General features: G+C 70.1%; 27 protein-coding genes. 10 read left to right on the forward strand and 17 right to left on the reverse strand.

Features of this window, described 5'->3' with window-relative positions; all coding sequences use genetic code 11:
- Nucleotides 1-15 precede the first annotated feature (15 nt).
- Genes AC07YS_RS00450 through AC07YS_RS00460 form a run of 3 tightly spaced genes read right to left on the reverse strand, consistent with a single transcriptional unit; the run spans nt 16 to nt 2,987 of the window.
- Nucleotides 16-1,185 (reverse strand): CaiB/BaiF CoA transferase family protein, encoded by a 1,170-nt coding sequence (locus AC07YS_RS00450; RefSeq protein ID WP_495267264.1) that lies wholly within the window; start codon nt 1,183-1,185, stop codon nt 16-18.
- A 20-nt stretch (nt 1,186-1,205) separates the two neighbouring features.
- Nucleotides 1,206-2,180 carry a Bug family tripartite tricarboxylate transporter substrate binding protein gene (locus tag AC07YS_RS00455; RefSeq protein WP_495267167.1) on the reverse strand — a complete coding sequence of 325 codons (975 nt, stop codon included), beginning with the start codon at nt 2,178-2,180 and terminating at the stop codon, nt 1,206-1,208.
- A 27-nt stretch (nt 2,181-2,207) separates the two neighbouring features.
- On the reverse strand, nt 2,208-2,987 hold the full coding sequence (locus tag AC07YS_RS00460; protein WP_495267168.1) for an enoyl-CoA hydratase-related protein: 780 nt from the start codon (nt 2,985-2,987) through the stop codon (nt 2,208-2,210).
- 96 nt (nt 2,988-3,083) lie between these two features.
- Here AC07YS_RS00460 and AC07YS_RS00465 point away from each other — a divergent pair, with 96 nt between their 5' ends.
- Nucleotides 3,084-3,992, forward strand: coding sequence for a LysR family transcriptional regulator (locus tag AC07YS_RS00465; RefSeq protein WP_495267169.1), 909 nt, complete (start codon nt 3,084-3,086; stop codon nt 3,990-3,992).
- Between the two features lie 31 nt (nt 3,993-4,023).
- On the opposite strand, the gene AC07YS_RS00470 is transcribed toward AC07YS_RS00465, so the two are convergent.
- From AC07YS_RS00470 to AC07YS_RS00490, 5 genes are read right to left on the reverse strand one after another with little or no spacing between them, the layout of a single operon-like run.
- Entirely contained in the window at nt 4,024-4,515 is a 492-nt protein-coding gene (locus tag AC07YS_RS00470) for a nucleoside deaminase (protein ID WP_095947648.1), read from the reverse strand.
- A gap of 19 nt (nt 4,516-4,534) precedes the next feature.
- Nucleotides 4,535-4,870, reverse strand: coding sequence for a hydroxyisourate hydrolase (uraH, locus tag AC07YS_RS00475; protein WP_062472877.1), 336 nt, complete (start codon nt 4,868-4,870; stop codon nt 4,535-4,537).
- A gap of 48 nt (nt 4,871-4,918) precedes the next feature.
- The gene (locus AC07YS_RS00480) at nt 4,919-5,434 is read right to left on the reverse strand and encodes a hydroxyisourate hydrolase (protein WP_495267170.1); all 516 of its coding nucleotides are present in this window, start codon (nt 5,432-5,434) and stop codon (nt 4,919-4,921) included.
- The gene (uraD, locus tag AC07YS_RS00485; RefSeq protein ID WP_495267171.1) at nt 5,427-5,981 is read right to left on the reverse strand and encodes a 2-oxo-4-hydroxy-4-carboxy-5-ureidoimidazoline decarboxylase; all 555 of its coding nucleotides are present in this window, start codon (nt 5,979-5,981) and stop codon (nt 5,427-5,429) included. Before uraD ends, AC07YS_RS00480 begins: the two co-directional genes overlap by 8 nt.
- 50 nt (nt 5,982-6,031) lie before the next feature.
- Nucleotides 6,032-7,363 (reverse strand): MFS transporter, encoded by a 1,332-nt coding sequence (locus AC07YS_RS00490; protein WP_070060608.1) that lies wholly within the window; start codon nt 7,361-7,363, stop codon nt 6,032-6,034.
- A gap of 198 nt (nt 7,364-7,561) precedes the next feature.
- Here AC07YS_RS00490 and AC07YS_RS00495 point away from each other — a divergent pair, with 198 nt between their 5' ends.
- Nucleotides 7,562-8,524: a LysR family transcriptional regulator gene (locus tag AC07YS_RS00495; protein ID WP_495267172.1), complete on the forward strand. Its 963-nt coding sequence runs from the start codon at nt 7,562-7,564 to the stop codon at nt 8,522-8,524.
- Here the strand turns inward: AC07YS_RS00495 and AC07YS_RS00500 are convergent.
- Both AC07YS_RS00500 and AC07YS_RS00505 read right to left on the reverse strand, forming a co-directional pair.
- On the reverse strand, nt 8,521-9,393 hold the full coding sequence (locus tag AC07YS_RS00500) for a winged helix-turn-helix transcriptional regulator (RefSeq protein WP_495267173.1): 873 nt from the start codon (nt 9,391-9,393) through the stop codon (nt 8,521-8,523). The genes AC07YS_RS00495 and AC07YS_RS00500 overlap by 4 nt on opposite strands.
- Before the next feature lie 83 nt (nt 9,394-9,476).
- Complete coding sequence (locus tag AC07YS_RS00505; protein ID WP_495267174.1) at nt 9,477-9,980, reverse strand: DUF1120 domain-containing protein; 504 nt, start codon at nt 9,978-9,980, stop codon at nt 9,477-9,479.
- On the opposite strand from AC07YS_RS00505, the gene AC07YS_RS00510 reads away from it, so the two are divergent.
- Complete coding sequence (locus tag AC07YS_RS00510; RefSeq protein WP_495267175.1) at nt 9,981-11,906, forward strand: ATP-binding protein; 1,926 nt, start codon at nt 9,981-9,983, stop codon at nt 11,904-11,906. It abuts the gene before it with no gap.
- A 12-nt stretch (nt 11,907-11,918) separates the two neighbouring features.
- Here AC07YS_RS00510 and AC07YS_RS00515 read toward each other — a convergent pair whose 3' ends face one another.
- On the reverse strand, nt 11,919-12,806 hold the full coding sequence (locus AC07YS_RS00515; protein ID WP_095745258.1) for a LysR family transcriptional regulator: 888 nt from the start codon (nt 12,804-12,806) through the stop codon (nt 11,919-11,921).
- 131 nt (nt 12,807-12,937) lie between these two features.
- On the opposite strand from AC07YS_RS00515, the gene AC07YS_RS00520 reads away from it, so the two are divergent.
- Nucleotides 12,938-13,936 carry a tripartite tricarboxylate transporter substrate binding protein gene (locus AC07YS_RS00520; protein ID WP_062472854.1) on the forward strand — a complete coding sequence of 333 codons (999 nt, stop codon included), beginning with the start codon at nt 12,938-12,940 and terminating at the stop codon, nt 13,934-13,936.
- Nucleotides 13,933-15,120 carry a M20 aminoacylase family protein gene (locus AC07YS_RS00525; protein WP_495267176.1) on the forward strand — a complete coding sequence of 396 codons (1,188 nt, stop codon included), beginning with the start codon at nt 13,933-13,935 and terminating at the stop codon, nt 15,118-15,120. The genes AC07YS_RS00520 and AC07YS_RS00525 overlap by 4 nt, the downstream gene beginning before the upstream one ends.
- Before the next feature lie 4 nt (nt 15,121-15,124).
- Here AC07YS_RS00525 and AC07YS_RS00530 read toward each other — a convergent pair whose 3' ends face one another.
- Nucleotides 15,125-16,009, reverse strand: coding sequence for an AraC family transcriptional regulator (locus AC07YS_RS00530; RefSeq protein WP_495267177.1), 885 nt, complete (start codon nt 16,007-16,009; stop codon nt 15,125-15,127).
- 95 nt (nt 16,010-16,104) lie between these two features.
- Between AC07YS_RS00530 and AC07YS_RS00535 the strand changes: the two genes are divergently transcribed.
- From AC07YS_RS00535 to AC07YS_RS00550, 4 genes are read left to right on the forward strand one after another with little or no spacing between them, the layout of a single operon-like run.
- A complete protein-coding gene (locus AC07YS_RS00535) occupies nt 16,105-16,653 on the forward strand; it encodes a carboxymuconolactone decarboxylase family protein (protein ID WP_495267178.1) in 549 nt (182 codons plus the stop codon).
- Between the two features lies 1 nt (nt 16,654).
- Nucleotides 16,655-17,206, forward strand: a complete 552-nt coding sequence (locus tag AC07YS_RS00540; protein ID WP_495267179.1) for a redoxin domain-containing protein — start codon at nt 16,655-16,657, stop codon at nt 17,204-17,206.
- Nucleotides 17,207-17,228: 22 nt separating this feature from the next.
- Nucleotides 17,229-17,921, forward strand: a complete 693-nt coding sequence (locus AC07YS_RS00545; protein WP_495267180.1) for a glutamine amidotransferase — start codon at nt 17,229-17,231, stop codon at nt 17,919-17,921.
- Nucleotides 17,918-18,619 carry an MOSC domain-containing protein gene (locus AC07YS_RS00550; RefSeq protein WP_495267181.1) on the forward strand — a complete coding sequence of 234 codons (702 nt, stop codon included), beginning with the start codon at nt 17,918-17,920 and terminating at the stop codon, nt 18,617-18,619. Before AC07YS_RS00545 ends, AC07YS_RS00550 begins: the two co-directional genes overlap by 4 nt.
- A 6-nt stretch (nt 18,620-18,625) precedes the next feature.
- Here AC07YS_RS00550 and AC07YS_RS00555 read toward each other — a convergent pair whose 3' ends face one another.
- The 3 genes from AC07YS_RS00555 to AC07YS_RS00565 are packed head-to-tail and all read right to left on the reverse strand — an operon-like array spanning nt 18,626 to nt 20,095.
- A complete protein-coding gene (locus AC07YS_RS00555) occupies nt 18,626-19,255 on the reverse strand; it encodes a type II secretion system protein GspJ (protein ID WP_495267182.1) in 630 nt (209 codons plus the stop codon).
- Nucleotides 19,252-19,617 (reverse strand): type II secretion system minor pseudopilin GspI, encoded by a 366-nt coding sequence (gene gspI / locus AC07YS_RS00560; protein ID WP_495267183.1) that lies wholly within the window; start codon nt 19,615-19,617, stop codon nt 19,252-19,254. The genes AC07YS_RS00555 and gspI overlap by 4 nt, the downstream gene beginning before the upstream one ends.
- Nucleotides 19,607-20,095, reverse strand: coding sequence for a prepilin-type N-terminal cleavage/methylation domain-containing protein (locus AC07YS_RS00565; protein WP_495267184.1), 489 nt, complete (start codon nt 20,093-20,095; stop codon nt 19,607-19,609). Before AC07YS_RS00565 ends, gspI begins: the two co-directional genes overlap by 11 nt.
- A gap of 159 nt (nt 20,096-20,254) precedes the next feature.
- On the opposite strand from AC07YS_RS00565, the gene AC07YS_RS00570 reads away from it, so the two are divergent.
- Nucleotides 20,255-20,686: a type II secretion system protein N gene (locus tag AC07YS_RS00570; protein ID WP_495267185.1), complete on the forward strand. Its 432-nt coding sequence runs from the start codon at nt 20,255-20,257 to the stop codon at nt 20,684-20,686.
- A gap of 13 nt (nt 20,687-20,699) precedes the next feature.
- Here the strand turns inward: AC07YS_RS00570 and AC07YS_RS00575 are convergent, their stop codons facing one another.
- The gene (locus tag AC07YS_RS00575) at nt 20,700-21,317 is read right to left on the reverse strand and encodes a transposase (protein WP_495267186.1); all 618 of its coding nucleotides are present in this window, start codon (nt 21,315-21,317) and stop codon (nt 20,700-20,702) included.
- A 14-nt stretch (nt 21,318-21,331) separates the two neighbouring features.
- Nucleotides 21,332-21,967, reverse strand: a complete 636-nt coding sequence (locus tag AC07YS_RS00580; protein ID WP_495273690.1) for an RNA polymerase sigma factor — start codon at nt 21,965-21,967, stop codon at nt 21,332-21,334.
- Nucleotides 21,968-22,044 lie beyond the last annotated feature (77 nt).

Below are 22,044 nucleotides of genomic sequence, written 5' to 3' on the forward strand. Positions count from 1 at the left end.
GTATGGCACGCAGTGTCAGCCCGTCTGCGCTGCCGACAGCTCCCGCAGCAGCTCCTCCGTGTGCTCGCCGAGCCGGGGCGCCGCCCTCCCCGCCACTGGCTGCGCATGCAGCCAGCGCGCTGCCGGCTCCAGGCCGACGTAGGTGTGGCCGCGCGCGTCGGCATAGTCCCGCACCGGGCCGCTTTCGCTGTCGCGCAGTTCGCGGATGAGGGCCTCGACGCTGGGAATGCGCGCCACCGGAATGTCGGCCGCCAACAGGACGTCCAGCCAGTGCGCCGTCGGATGCTGCGCGATGTGCTGCTCCACGAAGGCATACACCGCATCGATGTGCTGCGTGCGGCTGGCCATGGTGCGAAAGCGCGCGTCGCCATGCCACAGCGCCTCCTGCCCCACCAGCCGCAGGAAGCTTTTCCAGTGCTTGTCGGTGTACAGCAGCGTGCTCAGCCATCCGTCCTGTGTGCGGTAGGGCTTGCGGTAGCGCGACAGCAGCCTCGGGTTGCCGGGCTGGCCCAGCGCCGGCTCGAAGCTCGCGCCGGCCATGTGATCGAGCAGCACGAAGTTCGCCATGGTCTCGAACATCGGCACTTCGATGAACTGTCCCTGCGCGTGCGCTTCGTCCCGGCTGCGCTGCAGCAGCGCGGCCAGCACGGTCTGCGCGGCGAAGAGGCCCATGGTCTTGTCGGCGATGTTCAGCGGCAGGTACTGCGGCTCGCCGTCGCCGGCGGCGGCCACGAGTGCGGGCAGGCCCACCATGCCCTGGATCAGATCGTCGTACGCGGGGCGACCCGCGTACGGGCCGTCCTGCGCGAAGCCCGACAGGAAGACGTAGATCAGCTTCGGGTGGTGTCGCTTCAGATCCTCCCAGCCCAGCCCGAGGCGTGCGAGCGCGCCCTGGCGCATGTTGGTGATGAACACGTCGGCCGTGGCCACCGCGCGCAGCAGCGTGTCGGCCGCTTCGGGCGCCTTCAGGTCGAGGCACAGGCTGCGCTTGCCGCGGTTCAGATTGAGAAAGACCGGCCCCATGCCCTCTTCGCGCACGGGCCCCATGCCGCGCATGATGTCGCCCTCGGGCGGCTCGACCTTGATGACGTCGGCGCCGTACTCCGCGAGCATCTGCGTGGCGTACGGCCCCATGATGACGCTCGTCAGATCGAGGATGCGGACACCCGAGAGAGGCAGTGCCATCGTCGTCACGCCGCCCTCCTTCATTGCGGCTCGATGCGCGCGTCGCGCACGATGGCCTGCCACTTGGCGATCTCGCGCTTCACGTAGGCCGCGAAGGCCACGGCATCCATCGTGCCTGGCGCCGTGCCCTGACTTGCCAGCGTTTCCTTGAATGCCGGCTCGCTCATCGCGCCGATGGCGATGCGGTTGAGCTGCTGCACGATCGCGGGTGGCGTGCCGCGCGGCGCATACAAGCCGATCCAGATCTCGGTCTCGTAGCCGGGCACGCCCTGCTCGGCGATGGTGGGCACATCGGGCAGCGAGGGGTTGCGCTGCGCGGTCGACACGGCGATCGCGCGCAGCTTCTGGCTCTCGACGTACTTCACCGCCGTGAGCGCATCGACGAAGGCCGCGTGGATCTGGCCGCCCAGCACGTCGTTCACCGCCAGCGCCGTGCCCTTGTACGGAACATGCAGGAACGGCGCGCCCGTGCGGGCCGCCAGGAGTTCGCCCGACAGGTGCGTCGTGCCGCCGGTGCCCGACGAGCCGTAGGACACGCCGCCGCTCTTCTTCGCGAACGCGATCAGCTCCTGCAGGTTCTTCGCGGGCACCGAGGGATGGACCACCAGCACGTTCGGCGTGCGCGCCAGCAGGGCCACGGGCACGAAGTCCTTCTCGGTGTCATACGGCAGCTGCTTGGTGATGGCCGGGTTGACGACATGCGCCGTCGTCGTGATGAGCAGCGTGTGGCCGTCCGGGCGCGACTTGGCGACGCGCTCGGCGCCGATGATGCCGCCCGCGCCTACGCGGTTCTCGACCACCGCGGGCTGCTTGAGCTCGTCCTGCATCCTGCGCGACAGCTGGCGGGCCAGCACGTCGGTCATGCCGCCGGCCGTGAAGGGCACGACCAGCGTCACGGGGCGGTCGGGGTACGTGGACGCCACGGCCGCGGACAGCCCCGAGGCCAGCGCCAGCCCGAGGGAGGCGGCGCGCACGAATTTCGAGATCGTTGTCATGTGTCTGTGTCTCCTTGAGAGGCTGCTTCAGCCGCGCTTTCTCGCGCGCAGGAAGGCCTCGATGTAGTCCTTGGGTTCGCTCGTGTCGTAGGCGCGCACCAGCGCTTCGACACCGACGGCGATGGCGTCCTGCGTGGGCATGCGTTCCCAGCTGCGGATCAGCGCCTTCTGGTTGCGCAGGGCCTGCGGCGCGCCCGACAGCAATTCATGGCGCCAGGTGGACACTTCGTCTTCGAGCGATTCGGCGGGCGCCGTCGCGGTGATGAGGCCCCAGCTGCAGGCCGTGTCGGCGTCGATCATGCGGCCCGACAGCAGCAGGTCGCGCGTGCGGCCCCAACCGATCAGGCCGGGCAGCAGCGCACCATGAATGACCGAGGGCACGCCGAGCTTGACCTCGGGCATGCCGAAGCGCGCGTCCTTCGCGGCGATCTTCAGGTCGCACACGGTCGCGACCTCCATGCCGGCACCCAGGCAGTAGCCCGACACGACCGACATGGTGGGAAACGGCAAGGCGCGCAGCTGCTCGCACAGCGCGAACACGCCCTTGATGTAGGCATCGATATCGCGGTGCTTCGCGTCCTTGAGGAACTTGATGTCGGCCCCGCCCACGAAGGCCGTGGGGCGCCCGCGCAGGATCATGAGGCGGATGTCGTCGCGCCACTGCAACTCGTGCAGCGTCTCGGTATAGATGGCGGCGGCCTCGGCGGTCAGCAGGTTGAGGCGGCCGTTGTCGAACTGCACGCTGGCGACGCCTTCGGCATCGACATCGACATGGCAGCAAGGGCGGGATTCGGTGGAGGTTTCCATGGTGCAGGCGGGTCGGTGATGGGATTGCGCCTGATCGTAGGCAGCCCTCATTGATGCAACAATGGAATTATTCGAATAAACCAAGTCCTCTTTGGAATGAATATCACCATCCGGCAGCTCGAGGTTTTCCTGGCGCTGTTCGACACGCGCAGCTTCACCGCGGCCGCCACCCAGCGCCACATGACGCAGTCGGCCGTGAGCAAGGTGGTCGCCGAACTCGAGACGCAGCTGGGGTTCGCGCTGTTCGACCGCACCACGCGGCGCGTGCAGCCCAATGCGCAGGCCGTGGAGTTCCATCCCTTCGCGGTGGAGATCATCGCGACCATGCGCTCGGCGGCGCGCAGCGTGGCCGAGCTTGCCGACCTGCAGCGCGGGCGCGTCGGCATCGCTGCCTCACCGATGATGGTCTACGGCCTGCTGGCCCCGCTGATCGCCGACTACCGCAGGCGCTACCCCGGCGTGCAGTTCGACCTGCACGAACTCTCGACCGACGAGACCGTCGCGAGCGTCCTGGCCGGCCGGGTCGACTTCGGCCTGGGCGCGATCGACCACGAGATTGCCGGCGCCGACACCGAGGTCGCGTTCGAGGATTCGATGTTCGCCGTGGTGCGCGCGGACCACCCGATGGCCACGAAGAAGAAGGTCCCGTGGAAGGAGCTGGCGCGCTGGGAGCACATCAGCCTGCGCAACGTGTACACGGTGCGGCGCACCATCGACGACATCGTGGCGCGCCAGGGCATCGCGCTGCCCAGCGCCATCGAGGTCGGCACGCTCACCGCCGCGCTCGGGCTGGTGCGTGCGGGTGCGGGGGTGGTCGTGCTGCCCGGCTACGCGGCCCGCATCGCGCAGGAATGGGGGCTCAAGGCCTGCGCTATCGCCGACATCGGCGCCACGGTGCACCGCATCCACGTGATCCGGCGGCAGAAGTCGACGCTGTCGATTGCCGCGCGCCGCTTCCTCGACGAGCTGCGGATTCCGGCCGGGAAGCTGCCCGCCCGCCCCTAGCGTCGGGGGCGGTGCGGGGCTTTCTTGTGGGTCAACCCGCCGGCTGCGCCACCTTGCGCCACGCCTCGTACAAGTCCTCATCGGCCTCATCGCGCACCGGCAGCGAATGCAGCTTCATCTCGCGCTGCTCCAGCGGCCGGGCGATCTCGACGTAGCCGCGTGCGGCCGACAGGTCGAAGGGCTCGCCGTCTTCGTTCGAGTAGGCGTAGAACACCTCCTTCACGCCCGACAGGTACATCGCCGTCAGGCACATCGAGCACGGGTAGCCGCTGGCGTACACGGTGCAGCCCGACAGGTCGGTGCTCTTCAGGGCCTTGGCGGCGGCGCGCACGGCCTGCATCTCGGCGTGGGCCGAGGGGTCGCACAGGGCGTCCACCTCGTTGACGGCGGTGGCAATGACCTTGCCGTCGCGCGCGATCACGGCGCCGAAGGGCCAGGTCTTGCGCTCGCGGATGTTGCCCATGGCGAGGCGGATGGAGTCGAGCAGGTACGCGCCTGCGTGGGGGTCATGGGATGTTGTCATTCAGCAAAAGCTCCCGCGGTCAGCTGCCGCGATAGGTGGAAAAAAACCAGGGGGCGCACAGCATCGGCACGTGGTAGTGCTGCGCGGCGTCGGCGATGGCGAAGCGCACGGGCACCACGTCGGACAGCGCATCGGCCGCCTTGAAGTGGTCCCCGACGTGGAACTGCAGCTCGAACTGTCCGGTGCGCGCGGAGGCGGCGGCCAGCATGGGCGCGTCGGTTCGGCCGTCGGCGTTGGTGCGCGTGCTGTTCAGGCGCGTCGGCGGCGTGGTCGCCACGTCGTAGAGGTCGACCTTCAGCCCGACGAGCGGGCGGCCGGTGGTGATGTCGAGCACGTGGGTGGTGATGCCGGTCATGAGAACAAGACTCCTTGCAGACGATGGGAACGAACGGGCTTCGTCGGGTCAGCTGCCGCGCGAGTAGGTGTAGCTCCACGGGCCGAACTGGATCGGCAGGTGGATGCGCTCGGCCACGTTGGCCACGCGGATGCGCACCGGCAGCTTCGACAGGAACGGCGGCGTGGGCAGGCGCGACTGCTTGCGCGCAAAGTACTCGTCCACGTGCAGCAGCAGCTCGTAGTCGCCGGCGCGGTAGCTGTCGCCGATCAAGAGCGGCTCGTCGGAGCGGCCGTTTCCGTTCATGGTCATGGTGCGCAGCAGCTTGAAGCCGTCGCCCTCGCGCACCGAAAAATCGATGCGCAGGCCGGTCGCCGCGGCGCCGTGGAAGGTGTCGAGCGCATGCACGGTCAGGCGCGGGCTCACGCCGTGCAGCACGATCGGGCCGCTGGCCTGGGCCGGGCCGGCGGGTGCGGCCGTTGTTTGTGCAACAGCACCGTGGGGCGCCAGGGCCGCGGCGCCGAGCGCGAGGCCCGACAGCGCGAAGCGACGGCGTGCGGGCAGGGAAATTTCTTTCTCAGGCATGGACCGCTCCTTGGAAGGTGGACGCACCCAGCAGCGTGTCGATGCGACCGCGGGTGATGAGACCGATCTGCGTCAGCGCCGCGCGGCGCTCGGCTTCGGTGGACTCGGCGGCACGGCTACGCAGCGCCTCGAAGATCTGGCCCTTGGTGCTGCGCCGCACCGCGATGATGAAAGGAAAACCGTGCCGCTCGCGGTACACGCGGTTCAGCCGCTGGATCTCGGCCATCTCTTCGCGGCTGAGGGCGTTCAGCCCTGCACTGCCCTGCTCGCCGACCGACTCGGCAGTCATCGTGCCGGCCTGGGCTTCGCGGCCCGCCAGCTCGGGGTGGCCGCACAGGAAGGCCAGCTGCTGGGCGTCGGGTGCACGGCGCACCACGTCGAGCATGGCTTCGTGCAGCGCGTCGATGGTGGCGAAGGGCCGCAGCGACCAGGCCGAGCGCGCGACCCAGGGCGAGTTCTCGAAAGTCGGCCCGAGTGCGGCGACGAACGCGTCGCAGTCCATGGCGTTGAGCGCCTGGAGATCGAAACGATGGGCGTGGGAAGGCATGGAGAGCATCTCCTTTGTATTCAGACAGTCGGACGAAGGGGTGGAAGGAATCAGCGCGCGGGCGTCTTGTGCAGGCGCGGCACGAACAGCAGGATCAGCACGGTGGCGCAGATTTCGACCGCCGCGACCACATACAGGCCCGGCGCGAGGCTGCCGGTGGCGGTCTTGATGAGGCCCAGCATCCACGGCGCGCCGAAGCCCGCGAGGTTGGCGATCGAGTTGATCAGCGCCACACCGCCGGCGGCCGCGGTGCCGGCCAGGAAGCGGTTGGGCATCTGCCAGAACACGGGGATGGCGCTCATGGTGCCGACGATGGCCAGCGTGAGGCCGGCCAGCACCAGAGCCGGACTCTGGCGCAGGAACAGCGCCACCACCAGCAAGGCCCCCGAACCCAGCGCCGCGGCCAGCGCGCAGTGGTAGCGCGACTCCTGGTGGCGGTCGGAGTGGAAGCCGTTCCAGATCATCCCGGCCGCGCCGCACAGGTAGGCGCCGGCCATGATCCAGCCCACGGTCAGCGGGTTGGTGAAGCCGATCTCTTTCACCAGCGTCGGGCCGTAGAAGGTGAGCGACGAGTTCGCCGCGATGATGCAGAAGAAGATCAGGATCAGCAGCCAGAACTTGCCGTTCTTCAGCGAGGCCAGCATGCTGTGCTCGCGGTGGCCCAGGGTCTTGCGGTCGCGTTCCAGGTCGTCGTGCACCAGCTGGCGTTCACGCGCCGTGAGCCAGTGGGCCTGCTCGGGCCGGTCGGTCAGGTAGAAGTAGGTGGCGATGCCGGCCAGCACCGAGGGAATGCCCTCGAGCAGCAGCACCCATTGCCAGCCGGCCCAGCCGTTCACGCCATGCATGTTGTTCATGATGGTGCCGGCCAGCGGCCCGCCGATCACGCCCGCGAAGGCCGAGGCCGACATGAACATGCCGAAGGCCTTGGCGCGCCGGCTGTCGGGGAACCAGTAGGTCAGGTACAGGATGATGCCGGGGTAAAAGCCCGCCTCGAACACGCCCAGCAGGAAGCGCAGCAGGTAGAACATCTCGGTGCTCTTCACGAACATCGTGGCGATCGAGGTCAGGCCCCAGCCGATCGTGATGCGCATGATGGTCTTCTTGGCGCCGATCTTCTGCAGCAGCAGGTTGCTGGGCACCTCGAAGAAGAAGTAGCCCAGGAAGAAGATCCCCGCGCCCAGCCCGTAGGCCGCCTCGCTCCACTTCAGGTCGTCCAGCATCGTCAGCTTGATGAAGCCGATGTTGACCCGGTCGATCCAGGCCAGCACCCACAGCAGCATCAGGAAGGGAATCAGGCGGAAGATGATCTTGCGGTAGATGCCGTCCAGTTCCGCCGTGGCGGTGTGTTCCCGGACCGGCGCCATCGTGGCGTCCATGCTCATGGTTGTCTCCATTTCTAGGTGTGGACGGGACGCACCGCCTGGGACCTTCTGTGGGTCCGCTTGCGGCTGCCGTTCCCGCTGGTGGCGAACTGTAGGCAGATATCGCGGCCCCGGATCACGCTCTCTAGAATGTGCGACATAACGGTTTGCCATGATGGTGCTGCCGCCGGCAACGCCTCTTTTCTCCGCCCTGCCGCCATGTCACGCTCCCACGCCCCCGTCGACACCTACCTGCTGCGCGTGCTGGTCGCCCTGGTGGCCGAACGCAGCGTCTCCCGGGTGGCAGTGCGGATGAACCAGACCCAGCCCGCCATCAGCACCGCCCTGCGCCGGCTGCGCGAGGTGTTCGCCGACCCCATCCTGGTGCGCGAGCGCAGCGGCATGGTGCCCACCGAGCGGGCGCTGCAGCTGCGCGACCGCGCACGCGGCGCGCTGCTCGAGATCGACCGCATGCTCTCGGGCCCGGAGCAGTTCGAGCCCGCCTCCAGCGCGATGACCTTCCACCTCGCGCTGCCCGACTACCTGGCGATGAGCTTCCTGGCCGACGTGACCACGCGGTTCCGCGCCGAGGCGCCGCATGCGCGGCTGGTGGTGCACCCGCTGAGCGTCACTTACGACTACGAGCGCGCGCTGGCCCAGGGCGAGCTCGACATCGTCATCGGCAACTGGCCGCAGCCGCCCGACCGGCTGCACCTGTCGCTGCTGCTCGAGGACGACCTGATGTGCCTCATGGGCAAGAACAACCCGCTGGCCGCCAAGGGCGCCATGACGATGGAGCGCTACATCGCGGCGCGCCACGTGGTGCCCACGCCGTATGCGGCCTCGCAGCGCGGCGTGGTCGAGACGCACCTGGCCACCTTGCGCCAGACGCGCGAGGCCTGCATTGCCGTGCCCTACTTCACCGTGGCGCCGCACCTGCTGGTGGGCACCGACCTGGTCTTCACCACCGCGCGCCATTTCGCGATGCAGTTCGTGCACACGCTGCCGCTGGTGGCGGTGCCCGCGCCGCAGGGCTTTCCGCGCATGCGCTTCTACCAGCTGTGGCACGACCGCTCGCAGCACGAGCCGGCGCACCGCTGGCTGCGCGGCATCCTGGCGGCGGTGGCATCGGGGCTGGCGCTTGCCGATGCGGCGGCAGAAGCCGCATCGGCAAGCGCCTAGGCGGCCGAACCCGGCGCAGCGGCTGCGCTCCCCCACGCGCGTTCCCCTGCCCTTCGGACGGGTTCCCGCTGCCGGCGCCTGTTCCCTTCCGGCGCGCTGGCCGTGGTGCTCAGCCGGTAGCCCTGCCCCGGAACGGCCTGCAGCTCCAGCCCATGGCGTCCGGCGCCCAGGCCGAGCTTGCGGCGCAGGCCGCACACGTTCGTGGACAGCACCCCGGAGCCGCAGCGATGGCCGCTGTCCCAGACCAGCGCGCGCAGTGCGTGGTGGGTCAGGACCTGATCGACGTTCCTGAACAGCACGATGGCCAGATCGAACTCATTGGGCGTCAATTCGACCCGGACGCCGGCCACCTGCGCGCTGTCCGCGGACAGGTCGAAGCGGAACGCACCCCATTCGACGAACTGGCCCGCCACCCGTGCCCGGTGCCACTGCAGGAAGCACCGCATCAGCAGGTACGCCTCTTCGAACGAAGATGGCGTCACCTCCACGTGGTCGGATTCGCGCGCATGCAGGACCGCCAGCTCGCGCAGACCGCGCTTGCTGCCGCTCAGGACCAGGGGGCACTCTGGGCCCACTTGCTCCCGCACCTGGGTGATCAGCGCGCCCGCGGCGCCGGCGTCCACCGGGCAGGCCACGACCACGGCGTCGAAGCGAAGGTGGAGGTAACGGCACGCCTGCATCAACTCCAATGCGCTGGTGAAGACCAGCGGCCAATGGCCGAGCCTGCGGATGGCCCGCCCCATCTGCTGTCGGGGCCGGAGTTCGGGGTCGACCACTGCAATGGTGGCGCACACGGGCTCATCCCACAGGATGGGCAGCCGCAGCGTGGAGGGGATGGCGGTGGGGGCTGTGCAATGGCTCTGCTTCAAGGGTCGCTCCAGAGGTAGATGGATCGGATGTCGAATCGCCTTGTGGGCGAACCGAATGGGTGGCCTGTGCGCCGGATGACGGGCTAACGGCTCAGAACTTCGAAACGCCCCGCGCCTTCCCAGGTGCTTTCGGCCGCGACGCGCGTGGCGGCGGCTCCCACGAAGGGTTCGATCTCGAGCTGGACCGTCAGGCGCTGGCCCTGGGCCAGGCCCGCGCCGTCCATGGGCGACATCCGGTCGCCGGGCCGAAGGAGCGATGAAGGGGCCGAGTTCGTGGCGTCCGCGTGCGATCCGGCCAGGCGAACCGGCTTGCCGTCGAGCTGCGCCTGCACGATCCGCAGGGTGAAGCGGCCGTTCCCGGCAAACCGGAAGCCCGAGTCGTCCGCCGTCGCGCCCTGGAACGACAGCGCCACCGCCGTGCGTTCGGCGCACACCGCCGTGAGCGTCACGAGGCGCTTGCCCAGCGAGGCCCGGGCGGGGTCGGGCTGGCGCTCCAGCAGCTGTGCGCGGGTCATCCGTCCGTAGTCGACGAGCGACTCGCTCAGTCGCGCATCGTCACGCGCACCGACGCCCCCTTCGTCCTGCACATGAAGGACCTGGACGGCAAGGTGGCGGCCGTGCGCGGCGGAGGCACCTACGCCCATGTCTTCGCCGAGCGCTACCCCGGCGTGCGCGTGCTTCCCACCAGCGAGCCGATGGAAAGCCTCGATGCGGTGATCACCGGCGAGGCCTACGCCGCCATCGGCTCCGACGCGGTGTTCCTGCCCATGATGCGCCGCAGGCATGCGCGCCAGTTGAGCATCTCCGGCACGATCGGCGATCTCCTGTACGTGGCCCAGATGGGCGTTCGCGCCGACCTGCCGCTGCTGCATTCGATCGTGGAGAAGTCGCTCGCCAGCCTCTCGGCGGCGGAAACCGGCCAGATGAACGACCGGTGGCTGGAGCAGACCGACTTCGGCGAGCCCTCGCTGCTGTCGATCGTGCGCTACCGCCTGCCGCAGCTGTTGCTGCTGCTCGGCGGCGTCGTGCTGCTCGGCTGGTTCGCCTGGCGCGCCCGCGTGGCGCAGCGCGCCGCACAGAAGAGCGAGCGCACCAAGTCGAACTTCCTGGCGGTGATGAGCCACGAGATCCGCACGCCCATGAACGCGGTGTTGGCCTCCATCGAGATGCTGGCGCACACGCCGCTGGATGCGCGCCAGACGCGCTTCACGCGCACCGCCTCGGCAGCAGCCGAAGCCCTGCTGTCGCTGCTGGACGATGTGCTCGACCTCTCGAAGCTGGATGCCAGGCGCCTCGCGCTGGAACTGGTGCCCACCGATGTCGACGCGCTGGCGCAGAAGGTGGCGCATGTGGCGCGCGTGAACGCGCAGGACAAGCCGCTGGTCATCGCGGTGCGCACGCACAACCCGTCGGGCCGGCAGGTGCTGATCGACCCCACGCGCTTGCGGCAGGTGCTGCTCAACCTGCTGGGCAATGCCGTGAAGTTCACCGAGCGCGGGCGCATCGACGTGACGCTGGAGCTTCTGGACGATGGCGACATGAACGGCCTGCTGACGGTCACGGTGAGTGACACCGGCATCGGCATTGCGCCCTCGCAGCAGGCCACCCTCTTCGATGCCTATTCGCAGGCCGACAATTCCACGACCCGGCGCTTCGGCGGCACCGGGCTGGGGCTGACCATCTGCAAGGAGCTGGTCGAGTTGATGGGTGGCGAGATCCGGTTGACCAGCCGTCTTGGTGCGGGCACCTCGGTCGAGTTCGCCCTGCCGGTGAAGCTTGTATCGCCCCCACAAGAACTGTCCAAGGATGCTGCTGCGGCGCATGGCAAGCCGCCTTCCAATCCTGCGGCCACCGTGCTGGTCGTGGAGGACCATCCGGGCAACCAGTTCATCATCGCCGAGCAGTTGCGCATGCTGGGCTACGACGCCCGGATCGAAGCCGACGGCGCGGCGGCACTGGCCGCGCTCGCGCCGCCGCATCCTTTTGCGCTGGTGCTCATGGACTGCCACATGCCCGGGATGAGCGGCTACGAAGCAACGCGCCGCATCCGTATTCGCGAGCGCGAGGCAGGCGCCGGCCATCTGCCCGTGATCGCGATCTCGGCCGCGACCGACTCGGCGCACCTCGACGAATGCATGGAAAGCGGGATGGACGGCGTGCTCAAGAAGCCGCTGCGGCTGGACGAACTGTCGAGCATGCTGCAGCTCTGGCTGGGTGGAGCGCCGTCGTCACCGCAACGCCCCGGCACGGCCTTGCCGCCGCAGTTTCACGAGGCCATGGCGGAAGACCTTGCGGCGTTGCGCCGGGCGTTTGCCGCGGGCGACACCGCGAGTGCGGCGCACCATGCGCACCGGATCAGGGGCGCGGCCCTGATGGTCGACGCTGCGGCCGTGGCAGCGCCCGCCGATGCGTTGGAAGAAATCGCTCGCGGCGAAACCGCTTCGGATCACATGCGCGTGGCGGACCTGCTGGACGAACTCCAGCTTGCGCTGTCGGCGCAGGCGGCGTCCTGAGCAGACGGCGCCCTACGCCCCCGCCATCCGTTCCTTCATCAGCCGGCGAAGAATCGCCAGCGCCGGCGCCTCGGTGCGCTGGCGCAAGGTCACCAGCCCGAAGCGCGCCGTGCCGCGCATCGGCGGCTCCATCCGCAGCTCGACCAGGTCGGGTGCCGACTCGTGCACCGCGAGCAGCACCGTGTCGCTCTGGCGCACCACGTCGGCGATGCTGGGCAGCTCCTCGCACTGCAGGGTCACGCAGTTGGCAGGATGTGCCTGCGGGCCGTAGGTCTCGACCAGCCCGCGGGCCACTTCGTCGCTCAGCGGCGTCGAGGCGATCGGGTAGCGCTGCACCGCCTCGAAACTCACGCCCTTGCGCAGTCGCGTGAGCGGATGGCCGCGGCGGCACAGGAAAGCGCCGCGCAGCTCGTACACGTGGGTCAGCACCAGGTCGGGCGCGGGCTTGAGCGCGCGCGCATCGACCACCAGCGCGTCCAGGCTGCGCTCGCGCAGCGCCTGGGCCAGCAGGTCGGTGCTGCCGCGCGCGATCACGGTGCGCACGGCCGGATGGTGCGTCGCCATGTGCAGCAAGAAGGGCGTCATCAGGAGCGCGCCCGGCCCCGAGCCCAGCCCGATGCGCACCGTGCCGCCCTCGCCTTCGCGCATCTGCCGGCCGCGGTCGCGCAGCGCCTCGGCCTCCGACACCAAAAGCCGCGCGCGCTCCAGCACCTCGCGCCCGAAGACCGTGAGCTCGTTGCGCCGGCCGATGCGGTCGAACAGCGGCATGCCCAGCTCGTCCTCGAGCGCGCGCACGCTGCGGCTGAGCGCGGGCTGCGTCAGGTGCAGCGCCTGCGCCGACTGGCTGAACGAGCCCGTGTGGGCCAGCGAAATCAGGTGCCTCAGTTGAACCAGCGTCATGGCGAAAACCTCGTTTTCATGAATGCATTGGACTCATGCTAATGCAGCCAACAATGCATTGGACGTTGCGTCGAGCCGCTCCTAGCATTCCCCTGCATCCGGCCCCACGAGCCGGCACCACCCCAGGAGACATGACTTTGACGACGACTTCGCTCTTCCGATCCGCGCTGCTGCTCGGCTGCGGGCTGATGCTGGCGGCCGCGGGCCCTGCCCGTGCCGACGGCTTTCCCGCCAAGCCCGTGAACCTGATGGTTCCCTACCCGGCCGGCGGCCCCTCGGACGCCACCGCGCGCATCTTCACCGTGCCGCTGGGCAAGGCGCTGGGCCAGCAGGTGGTCGTGGAGAACCTGGGCGGCGTGAGCGGCGCCATGGCCGCGCAGAAGGTGCTGGCCGCGCCGGCCGACGGCTACTACCTCTTCCAGGGTTCGCCCAACGAGATCATCCTGGCGCCGCTGGCCAATGCGGCCGTGAAGCTCAAGGCCGAAGACTTCCGCATGGTGCACCCGGTGGCCGAGGCGGTGATGGTCTTCGTCGCCCGCAAGGACCTGCCGGCCAACAGCGTCGACGAGCTCATCGCGCTGGCGCGCAAGTCGCCCGACAAGCCGCTGTCGTACGGCAGCGTGGGCATCGGCTCGCTGTACCACCTGATCCTCGAGAAGGTGCAGCTGGACACCGGCGTGAAGCTCATGCACGCGCCCTACAAGGGCAATGCGCCGCTGCTGCAGGACATCGGCGGCGGCCAGGTCGACTTTGCCGTGCTGGTCTACAGCGCCGCCATGGGCGCGCTGGCCGACCAGGGCCGGCTGAAGATCCTCGGCCAGCTCGGCGGGCAGCGCTCGGAACTGCTGAAGAACGTGCCCACCGCCAGCGAAGGCAAGGAGCTGAAGAACGTCAACTACAAGACCTGGAGCGGCTTCTTCGTGCGCAAGAACACGCCCGAGGACGTGGTGCAGAAGCTGCACCAGGCCGTCGGCGCGGCGCTGAAGGAAACGAGCGTGCGCGAGCAGCTCGCGGCCCAGACGCAGCTGGCCTCGCCGCAGACGACGCTGGCCGAATCGGCGAAGTTCTACGAAGCCGAGACCGCGCGCTACCGCGACATCGCCAAGTCCATCCGACTGGAACCCCAATGAGCACCACCGCCCTCCTGAACGACCTGCACGCCAGCGCCGACACCTTCATCGGCATCCGCCGCGACATCCACCAGCACCCCGAACTGGGCTTCGACGAGCACCGCACCTCGGCGCTGGTGGCCGAGAAGCTCGAAGCCTGGGGCTACACCGTCGAGCGCCACATCGGCGGCACCGGCGTGGTCGGCCGGCTGGTGCGCGGCAACGGCACGCGCCGCCTCGGCCTGCGCGCCGACATGGACGCCCTGCCCATCGACGAGGCCACGGGCCTGGCCTACGCCAGCGAACACACGGGGGTGATGCACGCCTGCGGCCACGACGGCCACACGGCGATGCTGCTGGCTGCTGCCCAGCACCTGGCCGAACGCGGGCGCTTCGACGGCACGCTGAACCTGATCTTCCAGCCCGCCGAAGAAGGCGGCGGCGGCGCGGTGCGCATGATCGACGACGGCCTGTTCGAACGCTACCCCTGTGATGCCATCTTCGCGATGCACAACATGCCCGGCATGGCGCAGGGCCGGCTGGCGATGCGCGAAGGCCCGGCCATGGCCTCGTCCGACTACGCCACCATCACCCTCACCGGCGTGGGCGGCCACGGCGCCATGCCGCACCGCGCGGCCGACCCCATCGTGGCCGCGGCCAGCATCGTGATGGCGCTACAGAGCGTGGTCTCGCGCAACATCGATCCGTTGCAGATGGCGGTGGTCACGGTGGGCGCCATCCACGCGGGCAAGGCCAACAACGTGATTCCGCAAGGCGCCGTGCTCGAGCTGAGCGTGCGCGCCCTCGACCGCGAGGTGCGCAAGAAGATCGAAACCCGCATCAAGGCGCTGGTGGCCGCGCAGGCCGAGAGCTTCGGCGTGCAGGCGCAGATCGACTGGCGGCCCGGTTACGCGGTGCTGGTCAACACACCCGAAGAAACCGCCTTCGCGCGCACCGTGGCCGAAGAACTCGTGGGCCCGGCGCAGGTCACCTGGCAGACGCCGCCGCTGCCGGGCAGCGAAGACTTCGCCTTCATGCTGGAGCGCGTGCCCGGCTGCTACCTGCTCATCGGCAATGGCGACGGCGACGCGCACGGCGCCTGCATGGTCCACAACCCGGGCTACGACTTCAACGACAGCAACGTTGCGGTGGGCGGCGCCTACTGGGTGCTGCTGACCGAGCGCTTCCTGCGCGCGGAGGGTTGAGCGCTCAAGCCGACTGCCGCGCGAGCCATTCGCGCGGCGACACGCCCACCTTCTGCGCAAACAGGCGCGACAGCGCCGAGGCGTTCGCGTAGCCGAGGCCGTCGGCAATCGTCTTGACCGACGCGCCCGTGCGCAGCTCGGCCTGCGCGATCGTCAGGCGCCACTGCGCCAGGTAGTCGGCGGGCGTCGCTCCCACCACCGACTTGAAGCGCGCCGCGAACGCGCTGCGCGACATGCCGGCCTCGGTGGCCATCTGTTCGAGCGGCCACGGCTCGCCCGGTCGCTCGTGCAGCGCGACCAGCACGCGCGCCAGTTGCGGATCGCCCAGCCCGGTCAACAAACCTGCGGGCACGCCGCTCTCCTGCGGATGGTCGAGCAGCCAGCGCAGCAGCTGGATCAGCACGACCTCGAACAGCCGGTCGGCCAGCAGGCGGTGCCCGCACAGCACGCGCCCGGTTTCCGCGAACAGCAGCGCCAGCGCCGCTTCGAGGCCGTCGACCGCATGCAGCGGCAGCCGCACCAGCGGCGGCAAGGCGCGCACCAGCGGGTGCGCCTCGCCGCCGTCGAAGTCGACCGTGGCGCAGACGAAATCCGAACCTTCGGTGGGCGCGTTGTGGAAGTCGTGCGCCAGCGGGCGCGGGTAGAACAGCAGGCTGGGCTCCTTCACGACCAGCTTGCGCGGCACGCCGGCCGAACGCACCGACGGCGCCGAATGCGTGACCACCATCTCGCCGCGCCGCATCACATGCAGGAAGCTGCGCCCCTCTTTCGCCGCGAAGTGCGTCACGCCGCACAGCGGCCCCGTGTGGAACAGGTGGGCGCGGACACGGAAACGCTCGAGCAGGGACGAGAGCCTGTCGATGGGCGGCGGTGGCGGTGCGCTCGGCATTGGACGAAAAGGTATGTTGAATGGATGAAAGCGTTCAAATCATACGGATTCCGGGAAGACACTGCCTCCATCGTCATCACCGAAAGGAAGTCTTCATGCCCCGCGTCAACCTCGTCACCGACACCGCCGCCACTGGCGACGCCCAGGTCTTGCTCTCCCAGATCCACGGGGCCTTCGGCGCCACGCCCAACATGTTCCGCGCCGTCGCCAACTCGCCCGCGGCGCTGCGCAGCCTGTGGGGATCGTTCGGCGCGCTCGGCGGTGGCGTCATTCCGGCGCAGCTCGGCGAGCAGATCGCCGTGGCCGTCGCCGAGCGCAACGCCTGCCACTACTGCCTCGCGGCCCACACCGCGCTGGGCCGTAAGGCGGGCGTGTCGGCCGCCGACATGACGGCCGCACAGGCCGGCGAATCGGCCGACCCGCGCACCGCAGCGGCGCTGCGCTTTGCGCTCAAGCTCGTCGACGCGCGCGGCCAGGTCAACGACGCCGATGTGCAGGCCCTGCGCGCCGTGGGCTTCGACGACCGGCACATCGTCGAGATACTCGCGCACGTCGCGCTGAACCTGTTCACCAACTACGTGAACGTGGCGTTCCAGGTGCCGGTGGATTTCCCGCAGGTGAAGCTGCGCACCGAGGCGGCCTGACATGGCCTGGCCGCGCCCCGAGGCGCCCGAGCTGCAGGTCGCGCAGTGGCTCAACACCGACGCGCCCGTCACGCTCGCGTCGCTGCGCGGCCGAGTCGTGGTGCTGCACGCGTTCCAGATGCTGTGCCCGGCCTGCGTGTCGCACGGCCTGCCGCAGGCGAAGAAGACGCGGCAGCTCTTCGCCGCGAAAGACGTCGCGGTGATCGGCCTGCACTCGGTGTTCGAGCATCACGACGTCATGACGCCCGCCGCGCTCGACGCCTTCGTGCGCGAGTACCGCCTGGGCTTTCCCATCGGCATCGACCAGCCCTCGCCCACCGGCGGCATCCCCGCCACCATGCGCGACTACCAGTGGCAAGGCACGCCGAGCACGGTGCTGGTCGACCGGCAGGGGCGTCTGCGGCTGAGCCACTTCGGCCTGCTCGACGACATGGCGCTGGGCGCCGCCATCGGGCAGCTCGCGGCCGAAGAGGCGCCCGCGCACCTCATTGCGCAACCTGCAGACGATGCATCGCCAGACGGCCCGTGCGACGACGCCGCCTGCCGCGCCTGAAAGAAGAAAGGACATTCGCCGCATGCCATGCATCGCCCTGCAACACCTCGCCTTCGAAGACCTCGGGCGCTTCGCCAGCGTGCTCACCCGGGCCGGCCACGCCATCGATTACCGGCAGGCGGGCCCGTCCGCGCTCAGCGCCGACGAGTGGCGCCACGCCGACCTCGTCGTGGTGCTCGGCGGCCCCATCGGGGCCTACGACACGGCGACCTACCCCTGGCTCGCCGAAGCGATCGCCGGCCTGCGCGAGCGGCTGGCGCTGCAGCGGCCGACGCTGGGCCTGTGCCTGGGTGCGCAGCTCATGGCCCGTGCGCTCGGCGCGCGCGTGTACCCGTCGGGGCACACGGAGATCGGCTGGGCGCCGGTCGACCTGAGCGCGGCGGGCCGGGCCTCGTGCCTCGCGGCGCTGGACGGCGAGCCCGTGCTGCACTGGCACGGCGACACCTTCGACCTGCCGCCCGGCGCCGAACTGCTGGCGAGCACCGCACGCACGCCGCACCAGGCCTTCCGCCACGGCCGCCATGCGCTCGCGCTGCAGTTCCATCCCGAGGCCGACCCCGCGCGCATCGAGCCCTGGCTCATCGGGCACCACCACGAACTGGCCGCGGCCGGCATCGACATTCCCGCGCTGCGCGCCCGCAGCGCCGAGTTGGCCGACCTGCGCTCCGATGCCGCGACGCGCATGCTGACCGCATGGCTGGATCAGCTCGCATGACACAACACGCCCTGACCATCGACGCGTTGCTGGTCGGCCCCGTGGCCCTGCTGCCCGACGGCCGCACGCGCAGCGGCATCCGCAAGATGCCGACGGCCGATGCACTGTGGCTGTCGTCCACCGGCTTGCAGGGCGATGCGCAGGCCGACCTGTGCATCCACGGCGGTGTCGAGAAGGCCGTGCACCACTATCCGCGCGAGCATTACGCGGGCTGGGCAGCGGGCGGCGACCGCAGCGAGTTGCTGGCGCACGCGGGCGCCTTCGGCGAGAACATCTCGACCACAGGCTGGGACGAATCGACCGTGTGCATCGGCGACGTGATCCAGCTCGGCGACGCGCGGGTGCAGGTGTCGCAGGGCCGGCAGCCCTGCTGGAAGCTCGATGCGCACTTCAGCAGGCCCGGCATGGCGCGCGAGATGCAGGCGCGCGGCTGCACGGGCTGGTACTACCGCGTGCTCGAACCCGGCTGGGTGCGGGCCGGCGCCTTGGCCACGCGCGTGGAACGCCCGCACCCGGACTGGCCGCTCTCGCGCCTCATCGCGCTGCTGTTCTCGCGCGACGCGCGCTTCGCCCCCGAATGGGAACAGGCCGCCGCCCTGCCCGCCTTGGCTGAGCGCTGGCGTGCCACGTTTCGCAAGCGCGTGGATGTGGGGCGCGTCGAAGACTGGGAGCCGCGGCTGCGCGCACCTGAGGCCTGACGCAGTTCAGAACGCCAACACACGCCGGAACGACCGCAGCGCCCAGTCGTTGCCCGCCGAGACCGTCAGCAGCAGCTCCACCCCGGTGGCCGGTGCGCGCGTCGGTGTCACGCCCGGCAGGCGGCGCCAGCCCAGCCCGGGCTCCCAGGCGCGCAGCTGGAAGGTGGCGACACCGTCAAGCACCGCCACCCGGTCCGCAGGCTCGGGCGCCTGCAGCGGGAACACGGCCGACACAGGCCCCGCCGCACGGTAGAGCACATCGCCGCGCACCCACCATTGCACGCGCTGCCACCGCCCGGGCGCGGCCGGCGCGGTGCGCACGATCTCGACCACGAACGGCGCGCCGTTCGGCTGGCGCGCCTGCATCGCCACCGGCAGCAGCACCGCGGCGGCCGAAGGATTCGCCGCTGCAGCCGCCGGCGCCGGCAGCTCGGTGGTCGCGCGCAAGGCCACGTCGCGCTCGAACTGGTCCAGCGCGCGCAGCAGTTGCGCCACGCGCTCGGTGCGGTCTTCGAGCTGGTCGTTCGCACGGCTCACGCTGTCCAGGCCGCGCCAGGCCATCACGGCGAGCACGGCCATGAGCGCGATGGCGATCATCACCTCGACCAGCGTGAAACCGCGTTGCGTGCGCTTCATGGTGGCGCGCTGCGCGTGTGCAGCGTGGCCAGCAGCCGGTCTTCGTCGTCGGCCGCGTAGACCTGCACGCGCACGGGCCGCAAGCCATCGACCACGGTCCCCACCTCCAGCCGGCAGACGAAGCGGATGCCGCCCTGCGGGCAGTCGCTGCGCGACACGCCCGGCGTGGGGGGCGCGCCGCCCAGCTGCAGCTCTGCCAATTGGTTCCCCGCCGACAGCATCGCCAGCGACTGCCGCTCCAGCAGGCCGAGGTTGCCGATGGTGAGGCTCGAGGCGCGCACGATCGCGGCCAGCGCGATGCTCACGATGGTCAGCGCAATCAAGATTTCGATCAGCGTGAAGCCGCGGTTCTTAGCGCACATGAAACGCCCCGGACGCATCCCGCGTCACCGTCACCGTGGCCGCACCATGCCGCAGCTCGCGCTGCCAGCTCGCGCCCACGGGCTCCGACGTGAGCACGACCGGCCCCGCCGGCACGACCTCGACCGGACCCACGCGCCAGCCGCGTGGACGCAGCTCGTCGTCCGCCGCAAAGGTGTCGAGCGCGCCGAGCGTCGTCACCTGCGGGATCGCGCTGCCGCCGCGCTGCACCCAAGTGCCGCGCGCAAATCGGTAGCCCTCGGCATCGGCCTGCCACGCGATCGTGCGGCCGTCCACGCGCACCTCGTTCTGCGCCACGGCCAGGTGCCGCACCAGCTCGCGCGCGTCGCGCCGCAGTTCCTGCGCGGGGTCGGGCGCGATGCCCAGGCTGATCGCGGCGGTGGCGATGCCGACGATGACCAGCACGATCATGAGTTCGATCAGCGAGAAGCCGCGCTCCCGGCCCGTGTGTTGCCGCATGCCGCTCGTCATCCCGTCGTGGAAACACGCCATGCGGCCGATGCTAGGCAGGCTGCGTGATGCCGCGATGAAACGCAGTGCTGACACGAAACCCCAACGCCCGCGTGATAGACACAGGGGGTGCCCGCCGCCCTCGCGGCCCGCTGACCGCCCTTCACCATGCGCCCTTTCACACCACCTTCCGCCCGCCTTCTCGTTCATGCCGCGGGCCTGTCGCTGGTCGTGGCCGGTGTCGTGACCTGGGGCCGGCTGCTCACACCTTCTGCCCCGCAAGTGCGAACCGCGCCCGCGCAAGCCGCTGTCGCCGATCCCACGGCCGATGCGCTCGCCGCCTGGTTCGGGCCCGGCGAGGTCCGCGCGAACATCGCGGTCAAGGGGTTGATCAAGGGCGCGGGCCAAGGCGGCGTGGCGGTGCTGTCGGTGAACGACGGCGCGCCGCAGCCCTACCGGGTCGGCGATGCGCTGGGCCGCGCGCTCACGCTCGCGGGCATCGAGGCCGACGCGGTGACGGTCGACAAGGCCGGCACCTCGCTGCGCATCGCCGCGCCAGTGCTGCCCACGGCGCCCGGCATCGTGCGCGCCGTGCCCTGAACCTTTGCGGCGCTCAGGGCGCCGTTTCGCGCGGGCGCGCATCCGGCGCCGAGGCCCAGTTCGACAGCGCGTGCAGCAGCCCGCGGTTGACGCGGAAATCGCCGTCGCCCGACTCCGGCAGGAAGGCGCCCGACAGCGCCCGCGTCACCACGCGCACCGCACGCGGATCGCCGCCGAAGGCTTCGAGCTCGCGCGCGAAGGCCGCGCGCGCGGGCAGCTCGTCGGCAAAGCGCTCGAAGCCCACGAACCAGCGAAAGAGCATGTTGTAGGCCAGGCTCTCGTGCACCTTCTGCGCGTCCTCGAGCGAATAGATGATCTGCAGCATCAGGCTCTTGAACAGCGTCGCGGCATCGACCGTGCCGCCGTGCTGGCGCTCCAGTTCGGCCAGCAGCGTGCGTTCGCAGCGCAGCGTGTCTTCCACCTGGTCGCGCAGCGCCACCAGCGGGTGGCTCTGGGGCACCAGCGCGCGCAGGTTGTCGGCCTGCACCCAGGCCTGGTGGCTCACGATCCAGACCCAGGGCGAGCCGTAGCGGTTGACCGCCACGGGGCCTTCGCGCGCGCGCTCGACGATCTTCGAGAGCCGGGCATCGAGCTCCTGCATGGTGACCCGCAACGGCAACATCCACTTCATCTCGTTCGCTCCCTTCACGTTGCCGCGCCGTCGCGGCGCAATTCGGCCAGCGCCTGCCGCAGCGTGGTGTCGACCCGCCGCGCCGTCGTGCCCTGGCGCCGGGCCACGTCCTGGCGCGACATCTCGTGCCAGCGCAGCGCCAGCAGCACCGAACGATGGCGCTGCGGCAGGCGCGCCATGGCGCGGTCGACGGCGGCGACGTCCGAGCGCGCCTGCGCGATCTGCGCCGGGCCGGGGCGCGGGTCGGCCATCGCCTCCAGGTCGGCGCCTTCCGCGCTCAGGCCCTGCCAGCGCTTGCGTGCGCGGATGCGGTCCATCGCGAGGTTGGAGGCCACGCGGTACACGTAGGCATCGGGGTTGGCAGGCACCTCCTGCAGCGTGCATTCGCCCAGCCGCAGCCAGGCCTCGTGCAGGCATTCGCTGGCCAGGTCCGCGCAGCCGAGCTGCCGTTCGAGGCGCCGTTGCATCGGCGCGTACTGCGCCACGAGGTGCTGTTGCAGCTGCACGCCCGGCGTCGGCGTCGCCGCCGGCCGTGGGGCCGGACGCAGCGCGGGCAGCGCAACCCGGTCGTCGATCAGGCGCCAGACCGAAGGCCGCATCGAGGAGAACCGGTCCGGGGCGCGTCGCAAGGCGTGAGGATGGGGAGTCATGGTCGGTTTCGCTGAGCGCCCGCCGCGCCGCCCCCGGACTCTCCGGTGGCGGCAGCGGCCAGGCCTGGGACAACAAG

Source organism: Variovorax sp. GW458-11-26-14-LB1 (genome assembly GCF_059423965.1).

What these genes read in the sequence shown, in the direction of transcription:
- AC07YS_RS00450 (WP_495267264.1), bottom strand. Translation starts at nt 1,185, where the DNA reads ATGGCACTGCCTCTCTCGGGTGTCCGCATCCTCGATCTGACGAGCGTC.
- AC07YS_RS00455 (WP_495267167.1), bottom strand. Translation starts at nt 2,180, where the DNA reads ATGACAACGATCTCGAAATTCGTGCGCGCCGCCTCCCTCGGGCTGGCG.
- AC07YS_RS00460 (WP_495267168.1), bottom strand. Translation starts at nt 2,987, where the DNA reads ATGGAAACCTCCACCGAATCCCGCCCTTGCTGCCATGTCGATGTCGAT.
- AC07YS_RS00465 (WP_495267169.1), top strand. Translation starts at nt 3,084, where the DNA reads ATGAATATCACCATCCGGCAGCTCGAGGTTTTCCTGGCGCTGTTCGAC.
- AC07YS_RS00470 (WP_095947648.1), bottom strand. Translation starts at nt 4,515, where the DNA reads ATGACAACATCCCATGACCCCCACGCAGGCGCGTACCTGCTCGACTCC.
- uraH (WP_062472877.1), bottom strand. Translation starts at nt 4,870, where the DNA reads ATGACCGGCATCACCACCCACGTGCTCGACATCACCACCGGCCGCCCG.
- AC07YS_RS00480 (WP_495267170.1), bottom strand. Translation starts at nt 5,434, where the DNA reads ATGCCTGAGAAAGAAATTTCCCTGCCCGCACGCCGTCGCTTCGCGCTG.
- uraD (WP_495267171.1), bottom strand. Translation starts at nt 5,981, where the DNA reads ATGCCTTCCCACGCCCATCGTTTCGATCTCCAGGCGCTCAACGCCATG.
- AC07YS_RS00490 (WP_070060608.1), bottom strand. Translation starts at nt 7,363, where the DNA reads ATGAGCATGGACGCCACGATGGCGCCGGTCCGGGAACACACCGCCACG.
- AC07YS_RS00495 (WP_495267172.1), top strand. Translation starts at nt 7,562, where the DNA reads ATGTCACGCTCCCACGCCCCCGTCGACACCTACCTGCTGCGCGTGCTG.
- AC07YS_RS00510 (WP_495267175.1), top strand. Translation starts at nt 9,981, where the DNA reads ATGAAGGACCTGGACGGCAAGGTGGCGGCCGTGCGCGGCGGAGGCACC.
- AC07YS_RS00515 (WP_095745258.1), bottom strand. Translation starts at nt 12,806, where the DNA reads ATGACGCTGGTTCAACTGAGGCACCTGATTTCGCTGGCCCACACGGGC.
- AC07YS_RS00520 (WP_062472854.1), top strand. Translation starts at nt 12,938, where the DNA reads ATGACTTTGACGACGACTTCGCTCTTCCGATCCGCGCTGCTGCTCGGC.
- AC07YS_RS00525 (WP_495267176.1), top strand. Translation starts at nt 13,933, where the DNA reads ATGAGCACCACCGCCCTCCTGAACGACCTGCACGCCAGCGCCGACACC.
- AC07YS_RS00530 (WP_495267177.1), bottom strand. Translation starts at nt 16,009, where the DNA reads ATGCCGAGCGCACCGCCACCGCCGCCCATCGACAGGCTCTCGTCCCTG.
- AC07YS_RS00535 (WP_495267178.1), top strand. Translation starts at nt 16,105, where the DNA reads ATGCCCCGCGTCAACCTCGTCACCGACACCGCCGCCACTGGCGACGCC.
- AC07YS_RS00540 (WP_495267179.1), top strand. Translation starts at nt 16,655, where the DNA reads ATGGCCTGGCCGCGCCCCGAGGCGCCCGAGCTGCAGGTCGCGCAGTGG.
- AC07YS_RS00545 (WP_495267180.1), top strand. Translation starts at nt 17,229, where the DNA reads ATGCCATGCATCGCCCTGCAACACCTCGCCTTCGAAGACCTCGGGCGC.
- AC07YS_RS00550 (WP_495267181.1), top strand. Translation starts at nt 17,918, where the DNA reads ATGACACAACACGCCCTGACCATCGACGCGTTGCTGGTCGGCCCCGTG.
- AC07YS_RS00555 (WP_495267182.1), bottom strand. Translation starts at nt 19,255, where the DNA reads ATGAAGCGCACGCAACGCGGTTTCACGCTGGTCGAGGTGATGATCGCC.
- gspI (WP_495267183.1), bottom strand. Translation starts at nt 19,617, where the DNA reads ATGTGCGCTAAGAACCGCGGCTTCACGCTGATCGAAATCTTGATTGCG.
- AC07YS_RS00565 (WP_495267184.1), bottom strand. Translation starts at nt 20,095, where the DNA reads ATGCGGCAACACACGGGCCGGGAGCGCGGCTTCTCGCTGATCGAACTC.
- AC07YS_RS00570 (WP_495267185.1), top strand. Translation starts at nt 20,255, where the DNA reads ATGCGCCCTTTCACACCACCTTCCGCCCGCCTTCTCGTTCATGCCGCG.
- AC07YS_RS00575 (WP_495267186.1), bottom strand. Translation starts at nt 21,317, where the DNA reads ATGAAGTGGATGTTGCCGTTGCGGGTCACCATGCAGGAGCTCGATGCC.
- AC07YS_RS00580 (WP_495273690.1), bottom strand. Translation starts at nt 21,967, where the DNA reads ATGACTCCCCATCCTCACGCCTTGCGACGCGCCCCGGACCGGTTCTCC.